General features: G+C 70.9%; 23 protein-coding genes. 9 read left to right on the top strand and 14 right to left on the bottom strand.

Going from position 1 to position 25,058, the window contains the following annotated elements; translation table 11 throughout:
• Positions 1-66 precede the first annotated feature (66 nt).
• Positions 67-1,023 carry a tRNA (adenosine(37)-N6)-dimethylallyltransferase MiaA gene (gene miaA / locus C5708_RS08480; protein ID WP_242919927.1) on the bottom strand — a complete coding sequence of 319 codons (957 nt, stop codon included), beginning with the start codon at positions 1,021-1,023 and terminating at the stop codon, positions 67-69.
• 131 nt (positions 1,024-1,154) lie between these two features.
• On the opposite strand from miaA, the gene serB reads away from it, so the two are divergent.
• Complete coding sequence (serB, locus tag C5708_RS08475; RefSeq protein WP_242919925.1) at positions 1,155-2,045, top strand: phosphoserine phosphatase SerB; 891 nt, start codon at positions 1,155-1,157, stop codon at positions 2,043-2,045.
• Positions 2,045-2,704 carry an HAD family phosphatase gene (locus C5708_RS08470; RefSeq protein ID WP_242919923.1) on the top strand — a complete coding sequence of 220 codons (660 nt, stop codon included), beginning with the start codon at positions 2,045-2,047 and terminating at the stop codon, positions 2,702-2,704. The genes serB and C5708_RS08470 overlap by 1 nt, the downstream gene beginning before the upstream one ends.
• A gap of 11 nt (positions 2,705-2,715) precedes the next feature.
• Here the strand turns inward: C5708_RS08470 and C5708_RS08465 are convergent, their stop codons facing one another.
• The gene (locus C5708_RS08465) at positions 2,716-3,543 is read right to left on the bottom strand and encodes a DUF2306 domain-containing protein (protein ID WP_242919916.1); all 828 of its coding nucleotides are present in this window, start codon (positions 3,541-3,543) and stop codon (positions 2,716-2,718) included.
• Positions 3,544-3,654: 111 nt separating this feature from the next.
• Here C5708_RS08465 and C5708_RS08460 point away from each other — a divergent pair, with 111 nt between their 5' ends.
• Positions 3,655-4,671 carry an AraC family transcriptional regulator gene (locus C5708_RS08460; protein WP_242919914.1) on the top strand — a complete coding sequence of 339 codons (1,017 nt, stop codon included), beginning with the start codon at positions 3,655-3,657 and terminating at the stop codon, positions 4,669-4,671.
• 52 nt (positions 4,672-4,723) lie between these two features.
• Here C5708_RS08460 and C5708_RS08455 read toward each other — a convergent pair whose 3' ends face one another.
• Together C5708_RS08455 and hflK are read right to left on the bottom strand one after the other, a co-directional pair.
• Positions 4,724-5,617: a protease modulator HflC gene (locus tag C5708_RS08455; protein ID WP_242919912.1), complete on the bottom strand. Its 894-nt coding sequence runs from the start codon at positions 5,615-5,617 to the stop codon at positions 4,724-4,726.
• A 2-nt stretch (positions 5,618-5,619) separates the two neighbouring features.
• Complete coding sequence (gene hflK, locus C5708_RS08450) at positions 5,620-6,840, bottom strand: FtsH protease activity modulator HflK (protein ID WP_242919911.1); 1,221 nt, start codon at positions 6,838-6,840, stop codon at positions 5,620-5,622.
• A 144-nt stretch (positions 6,841-6,984) separates the two neighbouring features.
• On the opposite strand from hflK, the gene C5708_RS08445 reads away from it, so the two are divergent.
• The gene (locus C5708_RS08445; RefSeq protein ID WP_242919909.1) at positions 6,985-8,163 is read left to right on the top strand and encodes an Mrp/NBP35 family ATP-binding protein; all 1,179 of its coding nucleotides are present in this window, start codon (positions 6,985-6,987) and stop codon (positions 8,161-8,163) included.
• Here C5708_RS08445 and C5708_RS08440 read toward each other — a convergent pair.
• The 6 genes from C5708_RS08440 to C5708_RS08415 form a co-directional block, all read right to left on the bottom strand.
• Complete coding sequence (locus C5708_RS08440; RefSeq protein ID WP_242919907.1) at positions 8,150-9,535, bottom strand: MFS transporter; 1,386 nt, start codon at positions 9,533-9,535, stop codon at positions 8,150-8,152. The two genes, C5708_RS08445 and C5708_RS08440, sit on opposite strands and share 14 nt — an antisense overlap.
• Before the next feature lie 77 nt (positions 9,536-9,612).
• Positions 9,613-10,212, bottom strand: coding sequence for a TetR/AcrR family transcriptional regulator (locus C5708_RS08435; protein ID WP_119440497.1), 600 nt, complete (start codon positions 10,210-10,212; stop codon positions 9,613-9,615).
• Positions 10,213-10,663: 451 nt separating this feature from the next.
• Complete coding sequence (locus C5708_RS08430; protein ID WP_242919905.1) at positions 10,664-11,644, bottom strand: aldo/keto reductase; 981 nt, start codon at positions 11,642-11,644, stop codon at positions 10,664-10,666.
• A 126-nt stretch (positions 11,645-11,770) separates the two neighbouring features.
• On the bottom strand, positions 11,771-12,292 hold the full coding sequence (locus C5708_RS08425) for a hypothetical protein (RefSeq protein ID WP_242919903.1): 522 nt from the start codon (positions 12,290-12,292) through the stop codon (positions 11,771-11,773).
• Between the two features lie 80 nt (positions 12,293-12,372).
• Positions 12,373-13,278, bottom strand: a complete 906-nt coding sequence (locus tag C5708_RS08420; protein WP_242919901.1) for an SDR family NAD(P)-dependent oxidoreductase — start codon at positions 13,276-13,278, stop codon at positions 12,373-12,375.
• A 134-nt stretch (positions 13,279-13,412) separates the two neighbouring features.
• Positions 13,413-13,688 (bottom strand): metal-sensitive transcriptional regulator, encoded by a 276-nt coding sequence (locus C5708_RS08415; RefSeq protein WP_242919892.1) that lies wholly within the window; start codon positions 13,686-13,688, stop codon positions 13,413-13,415.
• Positions 13,689-13,745: 57 nt separating this feature from the next.
• Between C5708_RS08415 and C5708_RS08410 the strand changes: the two genes are divergently transcribed.
• A complete protein-coding gene (locus C5708_RS08410; protein WP_278253853.1) occupies positions 13,746-16,130 on the top strand; it encodes a heavy metal translocating P-type ATPase in 2,385 nt (794 codons plus the stop codon).
• A gap of 34 nt (positions 16,131-16,164) precedes the next feature.
• Here C5708_RS08410 and C5708_RS08405 read toward each other — a convergent pair whose 3' ends face one another.
• From C5708_RS08405 to C5708_RS08395, 3 genes are read right to left on the bottom strand one after another with little or no spacing between them, the layout of a single operon-like run.
• A complete protein-coding gene (locus C5708_RS08405; RefSeq protein WP_242919890.1) occupies positions 16,165-17,169 on the bottom strand; it encodes an efflux RND transporter periplasmic adaptor subunit in 1,005 nt (334 codons plus the stop codon).
• A 3-nt stretch (positions 17,170-17,172) separates the two neighbouring features.
• Positions 17,173-17,937, bottom strand: coding sequence for an ABC transporter ATP-binding protein (locus C5708_RS08400; protein ID WP_242919888.1), 765 nt, complete (start codon positions 17,935-17,937; stop codon positions 17,173-17,175).
• A complete protein-coding gene (locus C5708_RS08395; protein ID WP_242919886.1) occupies positions 17,934-19,073 on the bottom strand; it encodes an ABC transporter permease in 1,140 nt (379 codons plus the stop codon). Before C5708_RS08395 ends, C5708_RS08400 begins: the two co-directional genes overlap by 4 nt.
• Before the next feature lie 200 nt (positions 19,074-19,273).
• Between C5708_RS08395 and C5708_RS08390 the strand changes: the two genes are divergently transcribed.
• From C5708_RS08390 to C5708_RS08375, 4 genes are all read left to right on the top strand, one after another.
• Positions 19,274-21,340: a S46 family peptidase gene (locus tag C5708_RS08390; RefSeq protein ID WP_242919884.1), complete on the top strand. Its 2,067-nt coding sequence runs from the start codon at positions 19,274-19,276 to the stop codon at positions 21,338-21,340.
• A gap of 168 nt (positions 21,341-21,508) precedes the next feature.
• The gene (locus C5708_RS08385) at positions 21,509-22,291 is read left to right on the top strand and encodes an EF-hand domain-containing protein (RefSeq protein WP_278253852.1); all 783 of its coding nucleotides are present in this window, start codon (positions 21,509-21,511) and stop codon (positions 22,289-22,291) included.
• Positions 22,292-22,488: 197 nt separating this feature from the next.
• Positions 22,489-23,766, top strand: coding sequence for a nucleoside transporter C-terminal domain-containing protein (locus C5708_RS08380; RefSeq protein WP_242919880.1), 1,278 nt, complete (start codon positions 22,489-22,491; stop codon positions 23,764-23,766).
• Positions 23,767-23,864: 98 nt separating this feature from the next.
• On the top strand, positions 23,865-24,482 hold the full coding sequence (locus tag C5708_RS08375; RefSeq protein WP_242919878.1) for a glutathione S-transferase: 618 nt from the start codon (positions 23,865-23,867) through the stop codon (positions 24,480-24,482).
• Between the two features lie 64 nt (positions 24,483-24,546).
• Here C5708_RS08375 and C5708_RS08370 read toward each other — a convergent pair whose 3' ends face one another.
• On the bottom strand, positions 24,547-24,999 hold the full coding sequence (locus C5708_RS08370) for a PaaI family thioesterase (RefSeq protein WP_242919876.1): 453 nt from the start codon (positions 24,997-24,999) through the stop codon (positions 24,547-24,549).
• Between the last annotated feature and the right edge of the window lie 59 nt (positions 25,000-25,058).

Below are 25,058 nucleotides of genomic sequence, written 5' to 3'. Positions count from 1 at the left end.
TCCTAAGTACGATCAGGAATGTGCGCACGAGTTTTGCTCCAAATCCACGCTGAAGTTCATGCCACGCTAGGCATGGCGGGTCAAGCCGGGGTTCAGCGCAAAAAACTGCCTCCATTGCGCCTCGGGATCGAGGCCGGCGACGCGGGGCCAGTCCGGGGTCTGGTTGCGCAGCCAGGTGGCCTGCCGCTTGGCGTAGCGGCGGGTTTCCTGCTGGGCGAGGGACAGGGCCTCGTCGAGGGCGAGCGCGCCGGCGAGATGGGCGGCGAACTCGCGCACGCCGACCGCCTTCATCACCGGGAGGGCGGGGTCGAGCCCGCGCGCGACCAGGGCGCGCACCTCGTCCAACACGCCTTGGGCCAGCATCGCCTCCAGCCGGGCGTCGCAGCGGGCGTAGAGCGCCTGACGGGGCGGATCGAGCGCCACGGCCCGCCAGGCGCCGGCGGGAAGGGGCGGCGGGGCGGCGTCGGCCTGCCAGTCGCTGAGGGCCCGGCCGGTGGCCAGGGCCACCTCGAAGGCGCGCGACAGCCTCTGGCGGTCTCCGGGCGCGATGCGGGCCGCCGCCGCCGGGTCGCGGTCGGCGAGGGCGGCGCGAAAGGCGTCTTCGCCCAGCAGGTCGAAGGTGCGGGCCGCCTCTTCGCGCGCCTCGGGCGGCACGGCCGGGATCTCGGCCAGCCCCTGGGTGAGGGCGCGGAAATAGAGCCCGGTGCCGCCGACCACCACGGCCGGGCGGCCGCGGGCGGCGATGTCGGCCAGGGCGGCGGTCGCCGCCGTCAGCCAGCGGCCGACCGACCAGCCGTCGGCGCCGTCGACAGTCCCGACCAGATGGTGCGGGACGCGGGCCAGCTCCCCGGCCGAGGGCTGGGCCGACAGCAGCGGCAGGTCGCGATAGATCTGCAAGGCGTCGGCCCCGACGATCTCGCCGTCCACGGCCTCGGCCGCCCGCAGCGCCAGGGCGGACTTGCCGCTGGCGGTGGGGCCGGCGATGAGAAGGACGGTGGGTGCGTTCAAGGGTGTCGGGTCCATGGGCCGGCGGGTTGGCGGCGCCGGACGGTTTTAGCCAACCTCGCGGCGCCGTGCAGGAATAAAGCCGGTCTGTCGGCCGGCGCGGGGATGAGCAGTTGATCGCACGCGTCATTGCGGGCTAACCCCGCGCCATGCTTCTCGCCGTCACCCTCGTCAGTCCCGATCCTAGCGCCGCCGCCGGCGCGGTGGCCGCCGTCGCTCCGGCCCTCGGCCGTATCGGCGTCCGCGTGGGCGAGCCGAAGCCGCTCGGCGCCGGGGCCGTCGATCTGGTGGCCGAGGCCGAGGCGGTCGAGCCGGTGCGCGCCGCCGCCGAGGCGGCCCTCCAGGGCCGGCCGGTCGATGTCTGCGTCCAGGCCTGGGAGGGCCGTCGCAAGCGCCTGCTGATCGCCGACATGGATTCGACCATCATCAGCGTCGAGTGCATCGACGAACTGGCCGACTTCGCCGGCAAGAAGGCCGAAATCTCGGCCATCACCGAGCGGGCCATGCGCGGCGAGATCGACTTTGAAAGCGCCCTGCGCGAGCGGGTGGCGATGCTCAAGGGGCTGCCGACCGCCGATCTCCAGCTCTGCTACGACCAGCGTGTGCGCCTCAATCCGGGGGCGCGGACCCTGGCGCGGACCATGGCCGCGCACGGGGCGCGGTGCTGGCTGGTCTCGGGCGGCTTCACCTTCTTCGCCGGCCGCGTGGCCGAGGCGGCCGGCTTCCAGGTCTTTCGCGCCAACACCCTGATCGAGGCCGGCGGCGCGCTGACCGGCGAGGTCGCCGACCCGATCCTCGGCCGCGAGGCCAAGCTGGCCGCCCTGGCCGAGGCGGCCGCCGAGGCCGGGATCGGCCTGGAGGAGACCCTGGCCGTGGGCGACGGCGCCAACGACCTGGCGATGATCGGCGCCGCCGGCCTGGGGGTCGCCTACCGCGCCAAGCCGGTGGTGGCCGCCGAGGCTGACGCCAAGGTCGACCACGCCGACCTGACAGCCCTGCTCTACTTCCAGGGCTACGCCGCTTCGGAGTTCGCGGCCTGATGGCGTTTCCCCGGCCGATCGCCGCCGTGGTCTTCGACATGGACGGCCTGCTGCTCGACACCGAGGGCCTCTATCGCATCGCCTTGATGCGCGCCGGGCCGGCCTTCGCGGTCGAGATCGACGACGCCTTCGTGCGCGGCCTGACCGGCCTGCCCGGAACCGCCATCCGCGCCGCCCTGGCCGCGAACTTCGGGGCCGACTTTCCGGTCCCCGCCTTTCTCGACGTGGTGCGCGCCGACGCCGACGCCCTGATCGCCGAGGAGATGACGCTGAAGGCGGGGGTCGTCGAGGTTCTCGACCATCTCGACGGCCTGGGCCTGCCGCGCGCCGTGGCGACCTCCAGCGGCCGCCGGTCGGCGGTGGCCCACCTGGGCCAGGCCGAGGTGCTGGAGCGGTTCGACCTTTTGATCACCGGCGACGACGTCGTTCGCGGCAAGCCGGACCCGGAGCCCTTCCTCAAGGCCGCCGCCGCCCTGGGCGTCGATCCCGTCCGCTGCCTGGCGCTGGAGGATTCGCACAACGGCGTGCGCGCCGCCCACGCCGCCGGCATGATGACGGTGATGGTGCCCGACCTGCTCGATCCCACCGAGGAGATGCACGCCAAGTGCGTGCACATCGCCGAGAGCCTGCACGAGGTGCTGCGCCTGCTGCGCGCCTAGCCGCCGCGCGGTCAGCGGCCGCCCAGGTGAGGCAGCCACATGCCGAAGGCCGCCCCGGCGACGCCCGCGCCCATGACCAGGGTCGAGGCCGTCAGGGCGACGGCCATGGCGGCCTTGGCCGGTTTCGGCGCCGTGCGCTCGCCGGCCCGCAGGTAGAGTTCGAGCACGGCCAGCGGGACGAGGTAGCAGCCGAACGCCCAGAAGCGGACGAACGGGCCGTCGAAATCGTCGCCCACCCCCGCCGGTCCTTGGTTGATCAGCATCCAGGCCATCAGGCCGACGCGGAAGAACCACACGCCGCTGACCAGGACGAAGGCCCGCAGCGCCCAGCGGCGATGGAGGTCGAAGCGCCGCGCCGCCGCGAACCGCCACGCCAGCCAGGCCGCGCCGATCAGCAGGACGCCGTTGAGGCTGATGCCCACGCGCATGAGCGGCCCGCCGGCCGTGCCGCGCGTCCACACCGCGAAGAGGCCGGTCAGGGTGGCGATCGCCGCCAGCGACAGATAGAGCCGCCCGTTCCATCGGTGCAGGGCCGGCAGCCGGGCGCGCAGTCGCGACGGCAACTGCAGCAGCCCGCCCAGCGTGACCAGCACCGCCAGCAGCAGGTGCGCGGCCAGGGCCCCGTTACCGATCGCGCCGCCGCGCACATAGCCGCCGACCAGCACATGGTTCCAGTTCTCGAACCGCCCGTGCGCGGCCGCCTGGCCGTAGAAGGCGACGACATAGAGGGCGAAGGCGACCTGCCCGATCAGGGCGGTCGCGTACCAGAATGACGCCGACGCCTTCAGCGCGTCGTCCGCGGTGAAACGGGTCGCCGGACGTTCAGCCAGAGCGGTCACGATGTTTGCGGTCTCCACAAGCCTTGAGCCGCGATGCTATTTCCGCGGTGACCCGCGTCCCATGACGGCGCAGATCAGAATTCGGGCTTTGGGCTCCAGAAGGACGACGGCATGGCGGCCTCTACGGTTTCGGCGGGCTACGCCCGCAACCTGATGCAGTTCGCGGTGTCGCGGGGCGCCGATCCGGCGGCCCTGGCCGAGCGGTCGGGCCTGGGGCCGGCCGATCTGGCCGATCCGGACGACCGCATCCCGTGGGCGCGGTACATGGACCTGATGCATGCGGCCAAGACGCTGTGCGCCGAACCGGCCCTGGCCCTGCACCTGGGGGCGGCGCAGGACCTTCGCGAGTTCTCGGTGGTCGGCCTGATCTGCTACGCCGCGCCGACCATGGGCGAGGCCCTGGCCGAGCTGAACCGTTTCGGGCGGCTGGTGGCCGAGGTCGACCTGCCGACGGCGGGCGGGCGGTTCCAGATCGTCCCCGCCGGGGGCGACGGCCTGTGGCTGCAGGACATGCGCGCCGACCCGGACAGCTTCCCCGAACTGACCGAGGCGACCTGGACGCGCTTCATCGCCGAGACCCGCCGCCATTTCCCCGAGGCGCCCTTCGCCAGGGCGGTGCACGTCACCCACGCCGCCCCGGCCTACGCCGCCGAGTACGAGCGGGTGATGCAGGTCCCGGTGGTGTTCGCCAGCGACCGCAACGCCATCCTGATCGATCCGTCCTGGCTGGACATCGAACTGCACAATCCCAGCCGCTACGCCTTCGGGGTGCTGGTCCGCCACGCGGAGACGCTGCTGCGGGACCTGGAGAGCGCCGGCTCCATGCGCGGCCGGGTCGAGAACCTGCTGCTGCCGGTGCTGCACAAGGGCGACCTGGGCATGGGCGAGGCGGCGCGCCAGCTCGGGCTCAGCCGCCAGTCGCTTTACCGCCGGCTGAAGGACGAGGGGATCGGCTACGAGGCCCTGGTCGACGACCTGCGTCGTCGCATGGCGCTGCGTTACCTGGAAGGACGCAAGGTGTCGGTGAACGAGACCGCCTATCTGGTCGGCTTTTCCGACCCCAGTTCGTTCTCGCGCGCCTTCAAGCGGTGGACGGGAGCGAGCCCGCGCGCGCGCAAGGCGGGCTAGGCGGGAACCGGGGGACGGCCGCCGGGCGGCCGCTCCCCGCTCCCCGGGGGCGTCACTTCGCCCCCGGACCTTTCTGGAAATAGCGGAAGAAGGCGCTGTCGGGCGACAGGATCATGGTGGTGTCGCCCTGGCCCAGCGCGCTCTCATAGGCCTTCATCGACCGGTAGAAGGCGGCGAAGCCGGGGTCGCGGCCGAAGCTCTGGGCGAAGATCTCGGCCCGCTTGGCGTCGCCCTCGCCCCGGGTGCGCTCGGCCTCCTCGGTGGCCGAGGCCAGGGTGACGGCCACTTCCTTGTCGGCGCCGGCCATGATCTCGCGCTTCTGCTGTTCGCCGATGGCGCGGGTCTGGGTGGCCTGCTGCTGCAGGGCGGTCTGCATGCGGCGGAACACCGCCTGCTGGTTGGCGGCCGGCAGGTCGGCGCGCTTGATGCGCACGTCGATGACCTGGATGCCGAGCTTCGAGGTCTGGGCGCGCGCGCGCACGTCGGCCAGGGTCTTCTCCATCAGCGCGGCGCGCGAGCCGGAGACGATCTGGTTGGCGTCGGCCGAGCCCAGCACCTGCCGCAGCGACGAATTGACCAGCCGCTCGATGCGGTCGGCGGCGGTGCGGTCGTCGCGCAGGGTGCGGTAGAACAGCAGCGGGTCGTTGATGCGGTAACGGATGAAGGCGTCGACCACCAGCCGCTCCTGGTCGGCGGCGATGATCTCCTCCTGGTCGGCCTCCAGCGCCTGGCTGCGCTTGTCGAGCAGGATGACGTTCTCCAGGAACGGCGTCTTCAGCTTCAGGCCGGGATCGTTCTCGTTGAGGGCGTTGATCAGGCGCACGGGCTCGCCGAAGCGGACGACGATGGCCTGCTTGCGCTGGTCGACGACGAAGAAGGTGTTGGCGGCGACGACGAAGCCGAAGAAGGCGGCTGCGCCCCAGGCGATCAGACGGTTGCGGTTCATGGTCAGGCTCCCGGGGCCGCGGCGGGCGCTTGCTGGACGGCCGGCGGCGCGGGCTGCGCCGGCGGCGGGGCCGGCTGGGCGGCGTCGCCGCGCGGGCGGAACACGTCGGGCGGCAGGATCACCGGCGCGGTGGTCCCCTTGCCGTCGACGATCACCTTGTTCGAGCGGCCCAGCACCTTCTCCATGGTCTCCAGATAGAGCCGTTCGCGGGTGACGGCGGGCGCGCGCTTGTACTCGCCATAGACCTGGGCGAAGCGGCTGGCGTCGCCCTTGGCGGTCAGCACGCTCTGCTCGCGATAGCCCTGGGACGACTGGACGATGCGCGAGGCGTCGCCTTTGGCCTCGTTGACCACCCGGTTGCGGTAGGTGTTGGCGTCGTTGATGGCCGACTGGGCGTCCTGGCCGGCGCGGGCCAGGTCCTGGTAGGCCGGCACCACGTCCTTGGGCGGGTTGGCCGAGCGGATCTGCACCTCGACGACGTTGACGCCGGCGCCGTAGGCGTCGAGCATCTTCTGCATCAGCTCGGCGGTCTGGATCTGCACCTGGCCGCGGCCGTTGGTCAGGATCGGCGTCAGCTCGGTGCGGCCGACCACCTCGCGCATGGCGCTCTCGGCGACCGCCTTGACCGCCTCGTCGGGGTCCTTGAGATTGAACAGGTACTTGGCGGCGTCGGCGACGCGCCACTGCACGCTGAAGTTCAGGTCGACGATGTTCTCGTCGCCGGTCAGCATCAGGCTTTCCTGGGGCATCTCGGCGCCGGCGACGCCGCCGACGTCGATGCGGCGCAGCGAGGTGACCTGCACCTTCTCGACGTCCTCGAACGGCGCGGGCAGGTGGTAGCGCAGGCCGGGGCCGGCCGAGCGCGAATAGGCGCCGAACGTGGTGACGATCGCCTGCTCGTTGGGCTGGACGACATAGGCGCCGGTCAGCGCCCAGGCGGCGACGGCCACGCCGACCACGGCGGCGATCGCCCCCGGCCGCACCCCGTCGGGGCCGCCGAAGAAGGCCTGGAGCCGCTCGTTCAGACGGCGCGACAGCTCGTTCAGATCGGGCTGCGGCGGGCCGTTCGGACGGCGGGGGCCGCCGGGGCCTCCCGGTCCGCCCGGTCCGCCCGGCCGCCTCGGTCCATCCCCGGACGGCCGCTTGGGGCCATTGTCGCGGTCGCCGCCGCCCGGAGGCGGGGCGCCCCAGGGGCCGGGATTGGAGTTGTCGTTCCAGGGCATGTCGGGTCGCGTCGTCTCTCTTTTGTGGTTGCGCAGGCTCGCCCAGACGTAAAGGACGGCCAAGTCTTGTAAACCGGCGCGGCGAACCGGATATGAGACCCCGCCTCGACCCGCGCAAGCCAAACCCGCCCGAAAGATCCCTTCATGGCCGACCTGCCGTCCCCCGACCGCGCCGCGATCCTCGCCGTCCTCGACCGGGTGAGCGACCCGAAATCGGGGCTGGGCCTGGCCTCGGCGGGTCTGGTGCAGGCGCTGACATTGGGGCCGGGCCGGGCCGGCTTCATGCTGGAGGTCGAGCCGGCCGACGCCGATCTCTACGCCCCGGTGCGCGACGCGGCCGAGGCGGCGCTGCGGGCCGCGCCGGGGATCGAGCGGGCCTCGGTGGTGCTGACGGCCTCGGCCGAGCCGCGTCCGGCCCCCGGGACGGTGCGCGTGCGCCGCGGGGCACGGCTGTCCAGCGAGGCCCAGGCCCAGATGCAGCCCGCGGGCCGCCCGCCCGGCGCGCAGAAGCCGGCCCATGTCGCCCACGTGCTGGCGGTGGCCAGCGGCAAGGGCGGGGTCGGCAAGTCGACCGTGGCGGTCAACCTGGCCGTGGCCCTGGCCATGACCGGGCGGTGCGTCGGCCTGCTCGACGCCGACGTCTACGGCCCTTCGGCCCCGCGCATGACCGGCGCCGGCGACGAGCCGACGATGAACGCCGACAAGAAGCTGATCCCCCTGGAGGCCTGGGGCCTGAAGATCATGTCCATCGGCCTGCTGGTCGACGAGGCCGCGCCGATGATCTGGCGCGGGCCGATGGCTTCGTCCGCCCTCAACCAGATGCTCAACGACGTGGCCTGGGGCGACGAGGCCGAACCGCTCGACGTGCTGGTCGTCGACATGCCGCCGGGCACCGGCGACATCCAGCTGACCCTGGCCCAGCGCGTGGCGCTGTCGGGGGCGGTGGTCGTCTCCACCCCGCAGGAGGTGGCGCTGATCGACGTGCGCCGGGGCGTGTCGATGTTCGAGAAGACCCACGTCCCCATTCTCGGGATTGTCGAGAACATGGCCTATTTCCCGAACCCGGCCGGCGGCGAGCCCATCGCCATCTTCGGCCGGGGCGGGGCGCGGGCGACGGCCGAGGCCCTGGGCGCGCCCTTCCTCGGCGAGATCCCGATCGACATCGCCTTGCGCCAGGCCTGCGACGACGGCCGGCCCCTGGTCGCCCAGGCCCCCGACAGCGAGGCGGGGCGGGCCTTCCTGGCCATGGCCGAGACGGTCGGCGAGGCGCTGGACCGCGGCGCCGGCCTGAAGCCGCCGCCGCGGATCGTCATCGAGGACTGAGCCCGCGGCCCGCGTCGGCGGCCGCCTCGGCGGCGTCGCGGGCGTCGAGCTGCGCGCGGATTTCGGCGTGCCGCCGCGCGTCGAGCTGGTAGCCGAACAGGGCCGCTCCGCCCGCCAGCACCAGCACCACCGGAACCCCGACGTAGCAGGCCTCCAGCCCGGCGATGGCCTCCGGGGTGTTGGCCGCGCCGGGCCTGGGATCGAAGCCGATGCGGGACAGGATGGTGTAGGTGACGCCGACCGCCAGGGCCGAGCCGATCTTCATGGTGCTGGCGACGAAGGCGTAGAGCAGGCCGGTGCGGTCGCGGCCGGTCTCCAGGCGCACCTCGTCGCCGACGTCGGCGACCATGGCCCGCACCAGGAAGACGAAGGCGTTGGCCACGAAGCCGGCGAAGAACATCGCCGGCGCCATCAGCAGGAACGAGGCCTTGGGCAGCAGCACCGCCGCCACCTGGGCGACGGCGTAGAGCCCCGTGGCGGCCATCAGGGCGCGATGCTTGCCCACGCGAAAGGCGATGGCGGCCCAGGCCGGAGCGCCGACGACGCCGGCGACGATGTAGATCATCAGCAGCACGTTGGACTGGCCGGCCGTATAGCCGCGCGCCTGGTGGAAGAAGAACAGATAGAGCGGGGCGGTGAAGCCCGGCCCGAACGACAGGGCGAAGTCGCAGGCGATCAGCCGCAGCATCGAGGGGCGGCGGAACAGGCCGACGACCTCGCGCCAGTTGGCCGGGGCGCGGGGCTTGGGCGTCAGCCGCTCGGGCGTGCCCAGGGCGGCGATCAGGATGGTGGCCGGCGCGGCCAGGACGATGAACCAGCCCATGGCCGCGACGCCGGCGGCCTGGTCCTTGCCGCCCACCGTGGTGATCAGCGAGGGCAGCACCAGCACGGCCAGGGCGCCCGTCACCCCGACCACATGGGCCCAGGCGTAGACCCGCGAGCGGTCGTCATAGTCGCGCGCCAGCACCGCCCCCCAGGCCGACTGCGACAGGATCAGCAGCGAATAGCCGACATAGAGCACGAACAGCCAGGCCCCCAGATAGGCGGCGCCGGCGCTCTTGTCGGGAAAGAACACCCGCCAGCCGCCCAGCATCAGCACCGGCGCGGCGGCCAGCAGCCAGAACCGGTAGCGGCCCACGCGCGTGCGCGTGCGGTCCATCACCCCGCCCGCCAGCGGGTCGAAGACGATGTCGAGCAGCTTGACCGCCAGGAACACCGCCCCGACCGCCGAAAGCTTCAGCCCCAGGTGGCTGGCGTAGAAGTTGGGCAGGTAGACGGTCAGCGGGGTGGTCAACGCCCCGGCCACCACCGCCGACATCGAGAAGGCGGCCACGGTGCGGGCGGGAATGCGCGTGCGCGCGGCCTCAGTCATCGGCGTCTCCGGGGCCGCGCCTCGGTGGCGGCGTGGTGTGATGAGACAACGGCGAGCGATCGCCGCGCAACCCGCATTCAGCCGGCCGCCAGTCCGGCGTCGAGCAGACGCACCACCCGGCGCAGCTGTTCCGAGCGGTCGGCGGCGCCGTCGGCCAGCACCACCGCCGGGTGGCTGAACGGCGACAGGGCGGTGAACACGTCCTGGGCCGAGGTCGGGCCGACGCCGGGCCAGCGCCCCTCGGCGGCGCCGTCCTCGAGGATGATGCGCAGCTGGTCGCGCAGGGCGTCGAGATGGGCCTCGACCGGGCCGCCGCCGGCGCGGTCGGCGGCCTTGTCGAAGGCGGCGAACATCTCCGGGTCGGCCGAGACCTTTTCGCGCTTCTGCCGATGCAGGGTCAGGGCCCAGCGCGTCAGCCGGTCGGCGGCCGGGCCGTCCTCGGCGGCGATCGCGGCCAGCGGCGCCTCCAGCCGGCCGAGCCAGCGGCGCACCAGCTGCTGGAACAGGTCGGTCTTGGAGCCGAAGTAGCGGTAGACGTTGGCGTGGCTCATGCTCAGGGCGCGGGCGACGTCGGTGACCGCCAGCTTGTCCGGCCCGTGGCGGCGCAGCAGGGCCTCGGCGGCGTCGAGGATCCGGCTGCGGACGTCCTCGGAGGTCTGGTCGGCGTCGGTGGGCATTCGGCGGATATGCGGCGGGTTTGAACCTTCGGACAAGGCCTTCGCCATCTCTAGCCGGCATCAACCCGCATATTTATAGTAAGCGAATGGGGGCGGCTGGAAAATTGAACGGGATACGTCGGCCGGCCTTCGCTGCGGCGTTCCTGAGTCTTCTGGTGTCTCTTCTCGTACTCTACGTGAAGCTCCATTTTTGGGGCGGCACGCGATACGCGCCGTTCCATGTCAGGGCGGCAATTTGGTTTGTGATCGCAGCTGGTCCATTGGCGCTGTGGCTGATCAGGAAGAAGCCTCTGACTTCACTCGTTATCGCTGTGCTGCAGATTGGTCTGGTCAGTTTCGCTTCGATTTAACCAGGAATCTGCGGCCGAGCTTCCAGTCTTTGTAAATGGTTGGAGTAGTTCGTTCCGACGCCGGTGTTGATGGCGACAGCGCGTGCTTGTCATTTCGGACCTCAGGCCTCCAGCCGCGCCATCTGCGCGGCCGGGTAGCGGTCGCCTCGGATGGCGCCGGCCGGCAGCACCGCCTCGATGCGGGCGAGGTCGCCGGCGTCGAGGACGACGTCCAGGGCGGCCAGGGATTCGGCCAGCTGCCCGCGCCGGCGGGCGCCGATCAGCGGGATGACGTCCTCGCCCTGGGCCAGCACCCAGGCGAAGGCCAGTTGCGCCGGCGTCAGACCCTTCTCCGTCGCCAGGGCGGCGAAGGCCTCGACCAGCGGCAGGTTGGCGGCCAGGTTCTCGCCGCTGAAGCGGGGCAGGTGAGCGCGGAAGTCGCCCGCTCCGCCGGTCTTGGTCGGGTTGCTGAGCAGGCCGCGCGACAGCACGCCATAGGCGGTGATCGACACGCCCAGCTCCCGCGTGGTCGGCAGCAGGCTCTGTTCGATCCCGCGGCTGGCCAGCGAGTATTCGATCTGCACCGCGCGGATCGGATGTTCGGCATGGGCCTTGCGCAAGGTGGCGGCCGAAACCTCCGACAGGCCGATATGGCGCACCCAGCCGGCCTTCACGCAGTCGGCGATGGCGCCGACCGTCTCCTCGATGGGCACGTTCGGGTCGACGCGGGCGGGCTGGTAGAGGTCGACGTGGTCGACGCCCAGGCGTTGCAGCGTATAGGCCAGGGCCGTCTTCACCGCCGCTGGGCGGGCGTCGTAGCCCAGCCAGGCGCCGCCGGGATCGCGCTGGGCGCCGAACTTGACGGCGATGAACGCCTTGTCGCGACGCCCGTCCCGCAGGGCTTCGCCGATCAGCATCTCGTTGTGGCCCATGCCGTAGAAGTCGCCGGTGTCGAGCATGACGACGCCGGCCTCCATGGCCGCGTGGATGGTCGCCACGCCCTCGGCGCGGTCGGCGGGCCCGTACATGCCCGACATGCCCATGCACCCCAGCCCGACGCGCGACACCGGCGGCCCGTTCTTTCCCAAGCTTAGCGTTCTCATGAGAGGTCTCCCTGATCTGAGAGGCTCATTTGAGCGCGATCGTTACAAATTTCAAGATTTGTAATTAGAAATTATCGACGCAAAAGGAAAGCGTCGCGACGGGCGCTTTCCACGGGCGGCCGGAGCCTATTTCCGCCGGACCGCCGGCACGCCGACCTGGCCGTCGACGCTCATGAAGTAGTTGGACAGGGCGCCCTTGCGGATTTCGATCTTGGAGCCGACCCGCGGGGCGCGGGAGATGCGGGTCTGGTCGTTCTGCTCCCAGGTCGCGCCGCTTTCGAGGCGGACGACATAGCGGCCGTCGTGCAGGGTCGAGACGGCCGTCGCCGTCTCGACCAGGGTGCTGATCGGCTTGGCCGCATCGCTGGAGCCCAGGAATGACAGCGACGGCAGGCTGAAGCCGAAGGTCTCGCGCTTGGACTGCTCGACCTTCTTTTTCTCGACGACGATCAGCTCGCCATGGGCCAGGGCGGCGTCGAAATCGGCGGCGCGCGCCTTGAAGCAGGCCAGCTGTTCGGCCTCGCCGCCCAGCTTGCGGCAGTCGAGCAGCGACTGGACGGCCGGGGGCGGGGCGTCGGCGGCGGACGCCAGGCCCGGCGCGGCGGCGAGCAACGCCATGGCGGCGCCGGCGAAGGCCAGTTTGTTCATCGGGTCCCCCAAACGAAAGCGCGGGCCGGAACGGCTCCGGCCCGCGCCTATTAGACGGTGTTTTCCGGCTGGGGGAAGGCTCAGCCGCCCGACAGCTTGCGGAAGAACTTCTGGCTCTGCTCGCCGCCGGCGAAATAGGCCTGCTGGCCGGCCGGGTCCTCGATCTTGGACCAGCTGTCGCGGACCTCTTCGGCCGACAGGCCGCCCTCGCCGAGATAGACGCCCTCGGTCTCGTAGATGCGCGACAGGGCGAAGGCGCCGGCGCCGGCGGCGAGCGTCGCGCCGGTGGGGGCTTCTTCCGAGGCCAGATAGACGACGCCGGGGGTGACGTATTCCGGCTTCAGCTTCTCCAGCACGGCCTCAGGCATCAGGTTCTCGGTCATGCGGGTGGCGGCGACCGGGCTGATGGCGTTGATGTGGACGTTGTTCTTCTGGCCTTCGAGCTTGATGGTGTTCATGAAGCCGACGATGCCCAGCTTGGCGGCGCCGTAGTTGGCCTGGCCGAAGTTGCCGTAGAGGCCCGACGACGAGGTGGTGACGACGATGCGGCCGTAGTTCTGGGCCTTCATGATCTCCCACACCGCCTTGACGCACTTGACCGTGCCCATCAGGTGGACGTTGAGCACGAACTCGAAGTCGGCGATCTCCATCTTGGAGAACGACTTGTCGCGCAGCACGCCGGCGTTGGCGATCAGGATGTCGACGCGGCCCCAGGCGTCCATGGCCTGCTTGACCATCAGGGCGACGCCGGCGTCGTCGGTGACCGACGAGCCGTTGGCGATGGCTTCGCCGCCGGCGGCCTTGATCTCCTCGACCACCTTCTGCGCCGCCTCGGACGAGCCGCCCGAGCCGTCGACCGAGCCGCCGAGGTCGTTGACCACCACCTTGGCGCCCCGGCGCGCCAGCTCCAGGGCGTGCTGACGGCCCAGGCCGCCGCCGGCGCCGGTTACGATCGCCACCTGTCCATCGAAGCGGATGTCGGCCATGTGCGTCCTCTTACGTCTGTTTAAATGGTTGGCGACGTTGTGCGGCGCGAGACGGGGAGGCGTCAAGCGGGACGCTGCGTCAGCCGCGCGCCGATCCTCTCCATGGCGGCCGTATGGGGAGGACCCGAACCGCTCTAGCCGCTGGCGCGGCCGAACACGGCCATCAGCTCGGCGATCTTGGTCCGCTGCTCCTCGGCGTCGCCGCTCTGGATGGCGTGCTCGACGCAGTGGGCGACGTGGTCGCGCAACACCTCTTCCTCGACCTTGCGCAGCGCCGCGCGCACCGCGGCGATCTGGGTGACGATGTCGATGCAGTAGCGGTCGTCCTCGACCATCTTGGCCAGGCCGCGAACCTGGCCCTCGATGCGGCTCAGGCGTTTGGTGCAGGAGATTTTGGTTTCGGCTTGCATGTTGAAGATACCCTGTGGGGGTATATATAGGAGGAAAGTCGGATCAGGAGAAGCCGCATGGCGGAGCACGCCCACGACCACGCCGCGTCAGGTCATCGTCACCATCATGACGGCTGCTGCTCGCATGGCCAAGGCCCGGGGCCGTCCGACGGCGCGGTGAAGGACCCGGTCTGCGGCATGAGCGTCGACCCGGCGACCGCCAAGCATCGGGCCGAGCACGTCGGCCAGGACTTCTTCTTCTGCTCGGCCGGCTGCCGGACCAAGTTCGCCGCCGACCCGGACCGCTATCTGAACCCGGCCGAAGACGCGGCCGAGCCGGTTCCGGAAGGAACGATCTACACCTGCCCCATGCATCCGGAGGTCCGTCAGGTCGGGCCGGGATCATGCCCGATCTGCGGCATGGCGCTGGAGCCGGAGCTGTTCACCCCCGACGCCGGACCCAATCCCGAACTGGTCGATTTCACCCGGCGGTTCCGGATCGGCCTCGCCCTGACCCTGCCGGTGTTCGCCATCGACATGGGCGGGCACCTGTTCGGCCTGCGCCTGCCCTGGGGCGCGCAGGCGACCAACTGGCTGCTGCTGGTCCTAGCCACGCCGGTGGTGCTGTGGGCCGGCTGGCCGTTCTTCGAGCGCGGCTGGCGCTCGGTGGTCACGGGCAAGCTGAACATGTTCACCCTGATCGCCTTGGGAACCGGGGTCGCCTGGCTCTACTCGGTGGTCGCCACCGTCGCGCCCGGCGTCCTGCCCGAGGCGGCCGGCGGCGGCATGCACGGCGCGCCGCCGACCTATTTCGAGCCGGCGGCGGTGATCGTCGTGCTGGTCCTGGTCGGCCAGCTCTTGGAGCTTAGGGCGCGGGAGGCGACCGGCGGGGCCATCAAGGCCCTGCTGGATCTCGCGCCCAAGACCGCCCGCCGCATCCGCGACGACGGCGTCGACGAGGATGTCGGCCTCGACCAGGTGCGGGTCGGCGACCGCCTGCGCGTGCGCCCCGGCGAAAAGACGCCGGTGGACGGGCTGGTGGTCGAGGGCGAAAGCCATGTCGACGAGTCCATGGTCACCGGCGAGCCGATCCCGGCGGCCAAGGCGGTCGGCGACCGTGTGGTCGGCGGCACGATCAACCGCACCGGCGCCCTGGTGATGACCGCCGAGAAGGTCGGCCGCGACACCCTGCTGGCCCGCATCGTGCAGATGACGGCCCAGGCCCAGCGCTCGCGCGCGCCGATCCAGCGGCTGGCCGACATCGTCTCCGGCTGGTTCACCCCGGCGGTGATCGCCGCCGCCGCGGCCGCCTTCGCGGTCTGGGCCTTGGTCGGGCCGGAGCCGCGCCTGACCGGCGCCCTGCTGGCCGCCGTCAGCGTGTTGATCATCGCCTGCCCGTGCGCCTTGGGGCTTGCCACGCCGATGTCGATCATGGTCGGGATCGGACGCGGCGCCCGCGCCGGGGTGCTGATCAAGAACGCCGAGGCGCTGGAGCGCATGGAGAAGGTCGACACCCTGGTCGTCGACAAGACCGGCACCCTGACCGAGGGGCGGCCCCGACTGGTCGCCGTGACCCCGGCCGGCGGCTTCGAGGCCGACGCGGTGCTGCGCCTGGCCGCCAGCCTGGAGCGGGCGAGCGAGCATCCCCTGGCGCACGCCGTCGTCGAGGCGGCCAAGGACAAGGGGCTGGCCCTGGCGGACGCCGGCGAATTCGACGCGCCGGTCGGCAAGGGCGTCACCGGCGTGGTCGAGGGCCGCCGGCTCGTGGTCGGCGCGGCGCGCTATCTGGCCGAGCTGGGGATCGCGACCTCGGGGCTGGACGCCGAGGCCGAACGTCTGCGCGTCGACGGGGCGAGCGCGGTGTTCGTCGCCGTCGACGGCCGACCGGCCGGGGTATTGGCGGTCGCCGACCCGATCAAGGCGACCACGGCCGAGGCGGTCGCGGCCCTGCGCGCCGATGGCCTGCGGGTGATCATGCTGACCGGCGACAGCCGCACCACCGCCCTGGCCGTGGCCGCGCGGCTGGGCATAGACGAGGTCGAGGCCGAGACCCCGCCCGAGCGCAAGGCCGAGGCGGTCAAGCGTCTGCGCGACCGTGGACGGGTGGTGGCCATGGCCGGCGACGGCGTCAACGACGCGCCCGCCCTGGCCACGGCCGACGTGGGGATCGCCATGGGCGGCGGTTCCGACGTGGCCATCGAAAGCGCCGGGATCACCCTGCTTCGCGGCGACCTGACCGGCATCGTCACGGCGCGGCGGCTGTCGCGGGCGACGATGCGCAACATCCGCCAGAACCTGCTGTTCGCCTTCGCCTACAACGCGGCCGGCGTGCCGCTGGCCGCCGGCGTGCTCTATCCGGCGTTCGGCCTGCTGCTGTCGCCGGCCGTGGCGGCGGCGGCGATGGCGGCCAGCTCGGTCAGCGTGGTGGCCAACGCGCTGCGGCTGAGGACGGTCAAGCTGTAGCGGAGCGGGAACCCTGGCGGCGGCTGGCGGGCGCCTATTTCCCCTTGGCGGCCGCGCCGGCGGAGCCCTGGGCCGCCGGCTTGGGCTGCGGCGCGCCGGCGACGCGGCCCGGCTTCATGAACTTCACCAGCACCCGCTGGCCGACCAGGAAGGGGCTGTCGTCGACCTTGACCACCACCTCGACCACGCGCTCGTCGGTGCGCTCGGACGGATCGTCCGATTGCAGCTTGCGGGCGCCGAACACCGGCGCGCGGCGGATGACGTGGCCGATGTTCACCTTGCTGGGATCGGCCTCGGGCGTCACCTCGACGTCCTGGCCGATGAACACCGACGGCAGGGCGCCCTCGGGGATCTCGGCGCGGACGATGCGCTGGGCGTTGGGCTCCAGGTCGAACATCGCCGTGACGTTCAGGGTCGAGGCCCCGAAGCCGGGATTGGCGTAGCGGCGGGTGATGCGGCCGTCGGTCGGGGCGCGGATCACCGTCAGCTCCTGGGTGTACTGAGCCTGATGCAGGCTGGCCAGGGCGGTGCCGATCGCCGCTCGCTGGGCCTGGAGCTGGGCGTCGGCCTGGGCGATGGAGTCGCGCGCCTGGTCCAGCTTCTGGCCGGCGACGAAGTTCGAGGCCGACAGCGCCTTCAGGCGCTCATACTCGCGCTGGGCCGTGCGCTTCTGGACCTCGAGCAGGGCCATCTGGGCCTTGGCCTGCGACAGGCTGGCGGCGGCGGTCTCGGCGGCCAGGCGGGCGTCGTCGTCCTCCTGCCGGGCCAGGACCTGGCCCTTATGCACCACGTCGCCCTCGGCGACGTTGACCTCGCGCACGATGCCGGGGCGGCGGGCGGCGACGGGGATCACCCCGCCCTCGACGTCGGCCTTGCCCTGGGCGATGGCGGCGTAGGGGGTCTCGGGCGCCTTGGCGGCGGCGGCCGCTTCCTTGGCCTTCTTGGCCTTGGCCTGACCCATCATCGAAACGCTGATCCCGCCCGCGAGCACGACCACGACGATCACCCAGAACCAGGGGCGACGAACAAAGCGGAACATGGGTCAGGCTCCAACCATTTGGCTGCGGGGCGCGGCGGCGGGATCATGGTCCGCGGCCGGCGTGCGGCGCGCATCGTCCAGGATGCGGCCGTCCTCGATGTGGATGACACGATCGGCCCAGGCTTCCAGCCGGGGATCGTGGGTGACGCAGATCACGGCCGCGCCGTGCTCCTTGGCCGCCCGTTGCAGCAGGCGGATGACGATCTGGCCGTTCTCGCCGTCGAGCGCCGAGGTGGGCTCGTCGGCGAACAGCAGGCGCGGCTGCTTGGCGATGGCGCGGGCGATGGCGACGCGCTGCTTCTCGCCGCCGGACAGCTCGGACGGACGCTGGTTCATGCGCGGCTTGAGGCCGACCTCGTCCAGGGCCTGGATCGCCACGGCGCGGGCTTTGTCGTGGTCGAGGCCCTGGTATTTCAGCACCGTGGTCACCTGCTGCAGGGCGGTGAGGGCGGCGAACAGGTTGAAGCCCTGGAAGATGAAGCCGCAGTTGTCGAGGCGGAACTTGTCGATCTTGCCCGAGCTCATGCCCCACAGGTCCTGGCCCAGGGCCGCGACCCGGCCCTCGTCGGGGCGCAGCAGGCCAGACAGCGCCGCCACCAGGGTCGACTTGCCCGAGCCGGACGGCCCCATCACCATGGTGACGTCGCCGTGCTGGGCGTCGAAATCGACGCCCTTGAGCACTTCGATATAGGTGCGGCCGGTCTTGAAGCGCTTGGCCAGGCCCTTGGCCTCGATCGCCGCGCCGGTCTTGCGGGGGGGAACGCTCATCGCAACAGGTCCGCCGGCTGGCTCTTCTTGAGGATGCCGAGGGCCAGCATGCCCGACAGCAGGGCGATGATCAGCAGGAACGCGCCGGTCAGCAGCACCAGGATCAACGGGAAGGCCATGGGCACGCCGCCCTTGGCGGCCAGGGCCGCGATGCCGGCGGTCAGCAGGCCGGTGGCCATCAGGCCGGCGACGCCGACCCAGAAGCTCAGCTCCATGACGATGGCCCGCAGCGAGCCCATCGACACGCCCAGGGCGCGCAGGCTGGCGAACTCCTTGATGTTGGCCAGGATGGCCCCGCGCAGGGTCTGGGAGGTGATGCCGACCCCGATCAGCAGGCCCAGGAACACCGAGAAGCCGAGCATCAGGCCGATGATGTTCTCCTTCATCATCGAGCCCTGGTTGGCGTTGGCCAGCTCGCTGCGCGTCCAGGCGCGATAGGCGCCGTCGGCGTGGGCGTTGAGCTGGTCGCGCACGATCTCGGCGCGGGCGGGGTTCTTGAGCCCGACCATCAGCGGGCCGATGCGGTCGGACCGGCCGTTGAGGCCGAGCAGGCGCAGGGTGTCGCGCGACATGTAGACCGTGGCCTGGGCCATGTTCGGATAGTTGGTCAGCACCAGGCCGATCTTGACCGTCTTGCCGTTCAGCGACGCCTTGTCGCCCAGCTTGACCCCCAGCTTGCCCAGGGCGGTGCGGTCGATGGCGATCGAATAGGGCTCCAGCAGGGCCACGCGCATCTGCTCGGTGTAGTCGGTCGGCAGGGTGGGCGAGCCCGGATAGGGATCGAGGGCGAAGATCTGCACGAAATCGCGCTGGCGCTTCTTGCCGGGGCCGGGGTCGTTCTGGAACATCGCGCCGTTGCCGGCCATCTCGCCGATCGCGGCGACGTCCTGGTTCATGTAGATCATCGGCTTGATGCGGGCGGGCATGCCGCCGCCGCCGCTGAACAGGCTCTCGGCCTTGGGGCCGAGCACGATGATGTCGGCCGGCGAGCGGTCGATCTGGGCGCTGAACGCCTTGCCGATGCCCATGAACATGCCGACCTGGGCGAGCACCAGCAGGCCCGAGAACGCCAGGGCGATCACCGCCGCCAGATAGCGGCGCCACTCATAAATCAACGTGGCGAGCGCGAGCGACACCTGCTTCCCCCGATTGAACGCGTCGGTCGGGCGAGCCCGCCGACGCCCGGCACAAGGCCCCAACCCATGCCATGAGCCAAGTTAAATCGGGGTAAGGCGATGCGCACGGGACGAGGACTCCGACGCGGACTGGCCCTTGGAGGACAGGGGCGATAAACCGCCGTGAGCGGAGGAACCGCCTTCGCGACCTGGGACCATCGATGATCAAATCCGCGTACCTGGCGGCCGCGCTCCTGGCCGCGCCGCTCAGCCTGGCCCATGCCGACGAAGGCATGTGGACCTTCGACAACTTCCCCTCGGCCAAGGTCAAGGCCGCCTACGGCGTGACCATCGACAAGCCGTGGCTCGACCGCGTGCGCGCCGCCGCCGTGCGCCTGACCACCGGCTGCTCGGCTTCGACGGTCTCGCCAGAGGGGCTGGTGCTGACCAACTGGCATTGCGTCGCCGACTGCGCCCAGAACCTGTCGGCGGGCGGGACCGACTATATGAAGGACGGCTTCCTCACCGACGCCCGCGCCGAGGAGAAGCAGTGCCCCGGCATGCAGGCCGAGATCCTGGCCGAGATCGTCGACGTCACCGCCAAGGTGCAGGCGGCCGGCCGAGGCGGGGACGGGGCGGTGTTCGCCGCCGCCCGCGACGCCGCCGTCGCGGCCATCGAAAAAGAGGGCTGCGCCGGCCAGGCCGATCTGCGCTGCCAGGTCGTCACCCTCTACCGGGGCGGCGAGTACAAGCTCTATAAGTACCGCAAGTACGCCGACGTGCGGTTGGTGTTCGCGCCCGAGTTCGCCACCGGCTTCTTCGGCGGCGATCCGGACAACTTCAACTTCCCTCGCTTCAATCTCGACGCGGCCTTCCTGCGCCTCTACGTCGACGGCAAGCCGGCCAGGACGCCCGACCACCTGAAATGGAACCCCGCGCCGCCCAAGGAAGGCGAGCCGGTGTTCGTGGCCGGCAATCCCGGTTCGACCGAGCGGCTGCTCACCGTCGCACAGCTGGAGACCCAGCGCGACCTCGTCATTCCCGTCTCGCAGCTGCAGCGTTCCGAGCTGCGCGGCCGGCTGACGCGGATGTCCGAGGAGGGGGCCGAGCAGAAGCGCGCCGTCACCGATCCCCTGTTCGGCCTGGAGAACAGCTTCAAGGTCTTTTTCGGCCGGCAGTTCGTGCTCAACGACGCTGCGTTCATGGACGCCAAGCGGGCGGCCGAGGCCGACCTGCGGGCCAAGATCGCCGCCGATCCCAAGCGGGCGGCCGAGATCGGCGATCCCTGGAGCGACCTCGCCAAGACCCAGGCGGCCTACGCCGAGCTGTTCGTGCGCTATTACCAGCTTGAGATGTCGGCCGGCTCGCAGTCGCAGCTCTATCGCTACGCCCGCACCCTGGTGCGCGGGGCCGCCGAGCGGGCCAAGCCCTCGGCCGAGCGCCTGCCCGAGTTCGGCGACGCCCGGCTGGCCCTGGCCGAGAAGACCCTGCTGGACCGCAAGCCCGTCGAGGCCGGGCTGGAGCAGCTCTATCTGGAGTTTTGGCTGGCCAAGACGCGGGAGTACCTGACCGCCGACGCGCCGGAGACGCGCCTGCTGCTGGGCCGCGAAAGCCCCGAGGCCCTGTCGCGGCGCCTGGTCGAAGGCTCGCGCCTGGCCGATCCGGCCGTGCGCAAGGCGTTGTGGGACGGCGGCGCGGCGGCGATCGCCGCCTCGGACGACCCGATGATCCAGTTCGTGCTGCGCACCGATCCGGCGGCCCGCGACATCCGCAAGGTCTGGACCGCGCGGGTGCAGGCGCCGACCGAGAAGGCGGCCGAGCAGGTGGCCGCCGCCCGTTTCGCGGCCTATGGCGACACCGTCTATCCCGACGCGACCTTCACCCTGCGGCTGTCCTACGGCAAGGTCGCCGGCTGGACCCATCGCGGCGTGACGGTCCCGGCCTTCACCCGCTTCGCCGGCCTCTACGAGCGGGCCACCGGCGCCGAGCCCTTCCAGCTGGCCCCGCGCTGGCTGGCGGCCAAGGACAAGCTCGACCCGGCGGGGGTGTTCGACCTCGTCACCACCAACGACATCATCGGCGGCAATTCCGGCTCGCCGCTGATCAACGCCAGGGGCGAGGTGATCGGCGCCGCCTTCGACGGCAACATCCACTCGCTGGGCGGGGCCTTCGGCTATGACGGGGCGCTCAATCGGACCGTGGTGGTGTCCAGCGCCGCCGTCACCGAGGCGCTGACCAAGGTCTACGGCCGGGCCGCCCTGGTCCGCGAACTGACCGCCGCCCGCTAGCGGCTTCGACCGGCGGCGCTCGGGCGTCGCCGGTCGAAATGTTTCCAGAAAGAAATGCTGGTCACACTTTGAAATAGGGAATGGATTTCGCGTCGCCTTCTCCGGGCCGGCCTTCGCCGGTCCAGGTTCTCGTCCGGATCGGGCGGAGCCTTGATCTTGGAGGATGCAATGACGATAGCCAGCCTATCCAATTCATCCTGGCTGCAACAGTTGCAGCAGAGGATGTTTACTCAAGCGGACACGAACGGCGACGGGCAACTGTCCGTCGCCGAATTCGAATCCATCGGGCAAAATCTGCAGGGCGGCGGCAATTCCTCCGCGTCGGCGGGGGCTTCGCCGGGAACCGACCCGTCCGGCGGCATGGCCATGGCCGCGCTGTCCCTGGCCCAGAGTTTCGCCAGCGACACATTGTCGGCCCTGTTGTCGCTGCAGGACCAGTCGCAAGGCGGCGTCCAGTCGGGCGGGACGCCGGCGCACGGCACGCGCCTGGCCCAGATGTTCCAGTCGGCCGACACCGACGGGGACGGCAAGCTGACCGCCGACGAACTGACGGCGGCGATCGAGAAGAACAGCCCGCAGGGGTCGCCCACCGCCGACCCGACCAAGGCTGCGGCGGTCGCCAACACCATGCTGGCGGCGGCGGACAAGAACGGCGACGGCTCGCTGTCGCTCGACGAGTTCAAGTCGGCCATGCGGTCGGCCCACGGCCATCACCACCACCACCACCATGGCGGCTCGGGCGGGGCCGGACAGGCGTCCGTCTCCGATCCCGCCGACCTGAACGGGGACGGCAAGGTCAGCGCCGACGAACTGGCCAAGGTGTTGCAGAGCGCCCAGCAAAATGCGGGGACCGGCCTCACGGATCCGACCACCAGCGACCTGATGACCAAGCTGCTGACCCAGCTTCAGGGCGCGGCCGCGACGGGCGTCGCGGTCAACCAGGCGGCGTGACGCGTCGGCGGGCCGGACGACGAAACTCCGGCCCGTCTCCGCCGCCGATCCTGGGCGACGGTTCGGGAAGATCCTCCCTGGGGCGCCGAGGCCCTCTCCCGCGCCCGGACGACGCGCCGCACTTGCGTCCGATCCCCTGTTCATAGTCAAAGTGCCTCTTTGCGGCCGGGGGGCCGCCTCGTGGGGTCTTTGGATAGATGTTCGGCGCGCAGAACGCGCAGAGCCTGGTTGGGCTTGCGCTAACCCTTCTCGTCTGTTGGCTGCTGTCCGAAGGACGGACGCGCTTTCCCTGGAAGCTGGCCATCGGCGCCATCGCCGTCCAGATCGGCCTGGTGGTGCTGCTGTTCGGCGTGCCGGCGGCGCAGAACATGCTGAAGGGCGTCAACGGCGCGGTCGAGGGCCTGGGCCTGTCGACCCAGGCGGGCACCCAGTTCGTGTTCGGCTTCCTCGCGGGCGGGGCCCAGCCCTATCCGCTGACCCAGTCCGGGGCCCTGTTCATCTTCGCCTTCCGGGTGCTGCCGGTGATCCTGGTGGTCTGCGCCCTGTCGGCGCTGCTTTGGCACTGGCGCGTCCTCAAATGGGCGACCAAGGCCTTCGGCTTCGTGTTCCAGAAGACGCTGGGCTTGCGCGGCCCGCCGGCCCTGGCCACCGCCGCCACCATCTTCATGGGCCAGGTCGAGGGGCCGATCTTCATCCGCGCCTATCTGGACAAGCTGACCCGCTCGGAGCTGTTCATGCTGGTCTCGGTGGGCATGGCCTGCGTGTCCGGCTCGACCATGGTGGCCTATGCGACCATCCTCAAGGACGTCCTGCCCAACGCCGCCGCGCACGTGCTGACCGCCTCGATCATCTCGGCGCCGGCCGGCGTGCTGCTGGCGCGGGTGATCGTGCCGCCCGACGCGGCCGAGACCGGCGGCGACCTCGACCTGGGCGCCGAGAAATCCTACGACAGCTCGGTCGACGCGGTGATCAAGGGCACCTCCGACGGCCTGACCATCGCCCTGAACGTCGGGGCGGCGCTGATCGTGTTCGTGGCCCTGGCGGCCATGGCCGACCTGATCCTCAAGATGCTGCCCGCCGTCGGCGGCCAGCCGCTGAGCATCGAACGCGGCCTGGGCCTCTTGTTCTCGCCGCTGGCCTGGGCCATCGGCGTGCCGTGGGCGGAGGCCCGCACGGCGGGATCGCTCCTCGGCATCAAGCTGGTGCTGACCGAGTTCTCGGCCTTCATCGACCTCAGCAAGCTGCCGGCTGGCGAGCTGTCCGAGCGCAGCCGCATGCTGATGACCTACGCCCTGTGCGGCTTCGCCAACGTCGCCTCGGTCGGCATGAACGTCGCCGGCTACAGCGTCCTAGTGCCGCAGCGGCGGACCGAGGTGCTGGGCCTGGTGTGGAAGGCGATGATCGCCGGCTTCCTGGCCACCTGCATGACCGCCTCGCTGGTCGGGGCCATGCCGGCCGCCCTGTTCGCCAAGTAGGAAATCGCGCCGCCTGACGCGAGGTCACGGTGGCGTCCGCCCGACCGGCCGCCTAACCTTCCGCCCGACGATCCGCCAAGTGATCGGGAGGAACGGCGATGAAGCTCTACGACAGCCGCCGCGCGCCCAATCCGCGCCGCGTGCGCTGGGTGATGGCCGAGAAGGCGATCGACGACATCGAGGTCGTCGACGTGGACATCTTCAAGGGCGAGCATCGCACGCCGGAATACCGCGCCCGGGCCGGAACGCCGCAGGTGCCGGCGCTGGAGTTCGACGACGGCTCGGCCATCACCGAATCCCTGGCCATCTGCCGCTATCTCGAACACCTGCACCCCGAGCCGAACCTGTTCGGCCGCGACCCGCGCGAGGCCGCCGAGATCGAGATGTGGACCCGGCGCGTGGAGATGATGCTGGCCACGCCGCTGATGCTGGCCGTGCGCCACAGCCATCCGGCCCTGGCGGCGATCGAGACCCAGCAGCCGGTGATCGCCGAGAGCAACCTCAAGACCGCCGTCAGCGCGCTCAAGCTGTTCGACCGCCGCCTGGCCGACAGCCCGTTCATCGGCGCCGAGCGGATCACCATCGCCGACATCCTGGCGGCCACGGCCATCGACTTCGCCCGCATGGTCAGGTTCCGGCCGCCTGAGGAGATGGTCCATGTCGGGCGCTGGTACGGCGAGATGATGGACCGGCCCGCGGCCAAGGCCGGGGTGTGACGGGGCGGCCCGGCGGCCGCGGCGATCATGGCGGCGAGCTGCATCGCGCGGCTGGGGGCGGGCCCTAGCGCGGGCGGATTTTCTTCACCACGCCGGAGAAGTTCAGCATCGGCCGTCCGCCGGTCGAGATCAGGCCCCGGACGAACAGCAGCGAGCCGCCGGCCTTGACCACCTCGCCGGTCGCCTCGACCAGATCGCCGACGGCGGCGGGGCCGACGAACTCGCCGTTCAGCGACACGGTGACGGCGCGGCTGTCCTTCAGCTCCTTGTTGGCGATGGCGAACAGGCAGTAGTCGGCGAAGGTCATCATGCAGCCGCCGTGCATGAAGCCGCCGCCGTTCATGTGCTTCTTCTCGGCGCGGAAGGCGGCGGTGACGCGGCCGGCCTCGTCCTCGCGGAAATAGAACGGGCCCGACTGATCCTCGAACGGGTCGACCCCGTCCCAGGTGCGCCAGCCGGCGAATTCGCCCTCCTGGCAAAGACGCGGGCCGCCCTCGACTTCGTTGCCGCCGTCCATTCGTTGCTCCCCTCAATCCGACGCCCTAAGGTCGCGGCGCACACATAAACACTGTTCAG

It is taken from the genome of Caulobacter sp. CCUG 60055 (genome assembly GCF_022750545.1).
In the GTDB taxonomy this organism is placed as follows: Bacteria; Pseudomonadota; Alphaproteobacteria; order Caulobacterales; family Caulobacteraceae; genus PUIC01.
Note: the sequence above shows the minus strand (reverse complement) of the source record. Positions and strands in the feature narration are given on the sequence as shown.

Bases quoted from the DNA above. Each gene is read 5' to 3' on its own strand.
- C5708_RS08460 (WP_242919914.1), top strand. From the start codon at position 3,655: ATGGCGGCCTCTACGGTTTCGGCGGGCTACGCCCGCAACCTGATGCAG.
- C5708_RS08415 (WP_242919892.1), bottom strand. From the start codon at position 13,688: ATGCAAGCCGAAACCAAAATCTCCTGCACCAAACGCCTGAGCCGCATC.
- C5708_RS08445 (WP_242919909.1), top strand. From the start codon at position 6,985: ATGGCCGACCTGCCGTCCCCCGACCGCGCCGCGATCCTCGCCGTCCTC.
- hflK (WP_242919911.1), bottom strand. From the start codon at position 6,840: ATGCCCTGGAACGACAACTCCAATCCCGGCCCCTGGGGCGCCCCGCCT.
- C5708_RS08435 (WP_119440497.1), bottom strand. From the start codon at position 10,212: ATGCCCACCGACGCCGACCAGACCTCCGAGGACGTCCGCAGCCGGATC.
- C5708_RS08455 (WP_242919912.1), bottom strand. From the start codon at position 5,617: ATGAACCGCAACCGTCTGATCGCCTGGGGCGCAGCCGCCTTCTTCGGC.
- C5708_RS08375 (WP_242919878.1), top strand. From the start codon at position 23,865: ATGAAGCTCTACGACAGCCGCCGCGCGCCCAATCCGCGCCGCGTGCGC.
- C5708_RS08425 (WP_242919903.1), bottom strand. From the start codon at position 12,292: ATGAACAAACTGGCCTTCGCCGGCGCCGCCATGGCGTTGCTCGCCGCC.
- C5708_RS08430 (WP_242919905.1), bottom strand. From the start codon at position 11,644: ATGAGAACGCTAAGCTTGGGAAAGAACGGGCCGCCGGTGTCGCGCGTC.
- C5708_RS08405 (WP_242919890.1), bottom strand. From the start codon at position 17,169: ATGTTCCGCTTTGTTCGTCGCCCCTGGTTCTGGGTGATCGTCGTGGTC.
- C5708_RS08370 (WP_242919876.1), bottom strand. From the start codon at position 24,999: ATGGACGGCGGCAACGAAGTCGAGGGCGGCCCGCGTCTTTGCCAGGAG.
- C5708_RS08390 (WP_242919884.1), top strand. From the start codon at position 19,274: ATGATCAAATCCGCGTACCTGGCGGCCGCGCTCCTGGCCGCGCCGCTC.
- serB (WP_242919925.1), top strand. From the start codon at position 1,155: ATGCTTCTCGCCGTCACCCTCGTCAGTCCCGATCCTAGCGCCGCCGCC.
- C5708_RS08385 (WP_278253852.1), top strand. From the start codon at position 21,509: ATGACGATAGCCAGCCTATCCAATTCATCCTGGCTGCAACAGTTGCAG.
- C5708_RS08440 (WP_242919907.1), bottom strand. From the start codon at position 9,535: ATGACTGAGGCCGCGCGCACGCGCATTCCCGCCCGCACCGTGGCCGCC.
- C5708_RS08420 (WP_242919901.1), bottom strand. From the start codon at position 13,278: ATGGCCGACATCCGCTTCGATGGACAGGTGGCGATCGTAACCGGCGCC.
- C5708_RS08400 (WP_242919888.1), bottom strand. From the start codon at position 17,937: ATGAGCGTTCCCCCCCGCAAGACCGGCGCGGCGATCGAGGCCAAGGGC.
- miaA (WP_242919927.1), bottom strand. From the start codon at position 1,023: ATGGACCCGACACCCTTGAACGCACCCACCGTCCTTCTCATCGCCGGC.
- C5708_RS08410 (WP_278253853.1), top strand. From the start codon at position 13,746: ATGGCGGAGCACGCCCACGACCACGCCGCGTCAGGTCATCGTCACCAT.
- C5708_RS08470 (WP_242919923.1), top strand. From the start codon at position 2,045: ATGGCGTTTCCCCGGCCGATCGCCGCCGTGGTCTTCGACATGGACGGC.
- C5708_RS08380 (WP_242919880.1), top strand. From the start codon at position 22,489: ATGTTCGGCGCGCAGAACGCGCAGAGCCTGGTTGGGCTTGCGCTAACC.